This window comes from Sutterella sp., from assembly GCF_030539355.1.
Taxonomy (GTDB): domain Bacteria; phylum Pseudomonadota; class Gammaproteobacteria; order Burkholderiales; family Burkholderiaceae_F; genus Sutterella.
Genome location: NZ_JAUNSF010000183.1, coordinates 1 through 2371 on the forward strand (window position 1 = coordinate 1; position 2371 = coordinate 2371).

General features: G+C 70.2%; 2 protein-coding genes. Both read left to right on the plus strand.

Annotated elements, in window-relative coordinates; all coding sequences use genetic code 11:
- Window positions 1-414: DMT family transporter (locus Q4F91_RS13335; RefSeq protein WP_303338220.1), on the plus strand; the 414-nt coding region annotated here is incomplete at its 5' end.
- Window positions 415-418: 4 nt separating this feature from the next.
- Entirely contained in the window at window positions 419-1357 is a 939-nt protein-coding gene (locus tag Q4F91_RS13340; protein WP_303338221.1) for an AEC family transporter, read from the plus strand.
- Window positions 1358-2371: the final 1014 nt, after the last annotated feature.

Consider the following 2371-nt stretch of genomic DNA (forward strand, 5'->3'; position numbering starts at 1 on the left):
GAGGGCGTGGGCGGCGCGATGAGCGCGCTCCCCGTCTTCTGCGGGGCGCTCGCTGTGACGGCGGTCTTCACGCTCGCCAACGGCGCGCCGCTCCCGAGCGCCGAGGCGATCAGCGCGAGCATCGTGCCGCTCCTCTTCCTCGGCTTCTTCCACACGGGCTTCGCCGGCGTCCTCTACTTCGAGAGCGTGCCGAAGCTGCCCGCCTCCTACGTCTCGGCCGTGAGCTACCTCGAGGCCCTCACCGCCATCGTTGCGGCCGTGCTGATCCTCGGCGAATCGCTCACGATCCCTGCGGTCATCGGCGCCGTGATGCTGATCGGCGGCGCCGCGGCCGCGCAGATGACCCACGGGGCGGCGCACCGCCCGGCACCCAGACGGACGGTTCAGTCAGCACAGACAGTGCAGGAGGCCTGAGACCATGGAAAGCGTCCTTCTCGTCCTTCCCGACTTCGCGATCATCCTGCTCGGCCTCTGGCTCTCGCGGCGCACGTCCTATCCGCGCGCCTTCTGGGACGGCGCCGAGTCGATCGTCTTCAACTGGATGCTGCCGCCGCTCCTCTTCATGTCGGTCTCTCAGTCGCACTTCACGCTCGGGGACTCGGCGCACTTTCTCGCGGTGGGCATCGGCTCGATGATGACGGGCGTCGTCGCCGCCTGGCTCGTGCGCTATCTCGTCAAGGCCGACAACGTCACGCACGCCTCGGTCTTCCAGTGCGGCTTCCGCTTCAACACCTACATCGGCTTCGCACTCTGCTCGCGGTTCCTCGGCGACGAGGGGCTTTCCCTCATGTCGCTCCTCATCGCCCTCTGGGTGCCGATCTCGAACTCGATCGCCGTCGCGGTGCTCGCGAGCGCCGTGGCGATGGAGAAGGGCGACGGCCACCCGGACCGCACGAAGCTTGTCCTCACGACGGTGAAGGCGGTCTTCAAAAATCCGCTCATCCTCGCGACGCTCGCGGGGCTCGCCGTCAACATCCTCGGCATCCACGTGCCGAGGGCAGGGGCGGATTTCCTCAGGCACCTCGGCAACGCCTCGCTCGCGATGGGACTGCTCTCGATCGGCGCGGGCCTCAGGCTCGGGGAACTGCGCGGACACATGGGACTCATCCTCGCGGCCAGTGTCGAGCGCCTCGTGGTCGTGCCGCTCTTTGCCTCCCTCTTCATCTATCTCTTCGGGCTCACCGGCACGGCGGCCGGCGTGGTGCTCATCTTCGCCGCGCTCCCGACGGCGCAGTCCTGCTACGTGATGACGGCGGGCATGGGCGGCAACGCCCCGATGGTGGCGGCGGTCACGACCGCCCAGACGCTCCTCTCGATGGTGACGCTCTCGGTTCTCGTGCTCCTCTGCTTCGCGTGACCCAAGGCGAGGAGACCGCTCACAACAGAAGAGGCACGGGGGTGAAGTTCCCGTGCCTCTCTTCAAATCCGCTTCCCCGGGGCCTGTGTCTTTTCGCAGGCTCCCTGGGGAGCGTTGGGTTTACATCGGCTTCGCCTGACCGGCCGGGGCCGCGCCCTGACCGCCCGGCTGCTGTCCGCCGGCGCCGTTCGGACGGTTCTGACCGCCCTGGCCGCCGCTGGGCTGTCCGCCCTGATTGCCGGGCTTCGCGCCCTGGTTCCCGCCGGGCTGACCGCCGCCGTTCGGGCGGTTCTGGCCTCCGGGCTGCCCACCGGGACCGCGTCCGCCGGGATTGCCGCCTGGCTGGTTGTTCGGTCCGCGGCCACCGGGCTGGCTGCCGGGGCCCCGTCCTGCGGGATTACCGCCGGGGTTGCCGCCGGGACGACCGGGTTGGGCACCTCCGTTCGGACGGTTCGGCTGATTGCCGGGACCGCGCCCGCCGGGATTTCCGCCCGGGCGGTTCTCCGGTCCGCGTCCGCCCGGCTGGCCGCCGGGACGGTTGTCGGGACCGCGTCCGCCGGGACCGTTCATCGGCTCGCGACGGCCGGGTTCACCGGGGCCGCGCCCTCCAGGGCCTTCATGCCCGCGGGGACCGCCGTCGCCGCGGCGCGGCTCCGGCTTGCGACCCGGGTGTCCCGGTTCATGACGGGGCTCGGGCGGCGCGTAGTACTGCGGACGCGGCGGGGGCGGAGGATTGTTCGGGGGCGGAGGCGGTGCGGACACCGGGTCAAGCGCCAGAAGCATGTTGACGAGGACGTCGTTGCCGAAGGCGACCGGAGCGGCCGTGGCGACGGCCGCTGCAGCCGCGAGGCGCAGCATGTTGCGACGGGATGAAGTCTTGTTCACGGTCATCTCCTGAAAACGGTTGGTGGCTTTAATCAAGTTTACGCCGGAAAGCAGCGTAGCCCGCTCTTATCGCGGACCTCCGGGACCGCCCGGGCCTCCTGGTCCGCGAGGACCGCCGGGGCCTCCCGG

Coding starts and splice junctions, on each gene's coding strand:
- Q4F91_RS13340 (WP_303338221.1), top strand. CDS start 419: ATGGAAAGCGTCCTTCTCGTCCTTCCCGACTTCGCGATCATCCTGCTC.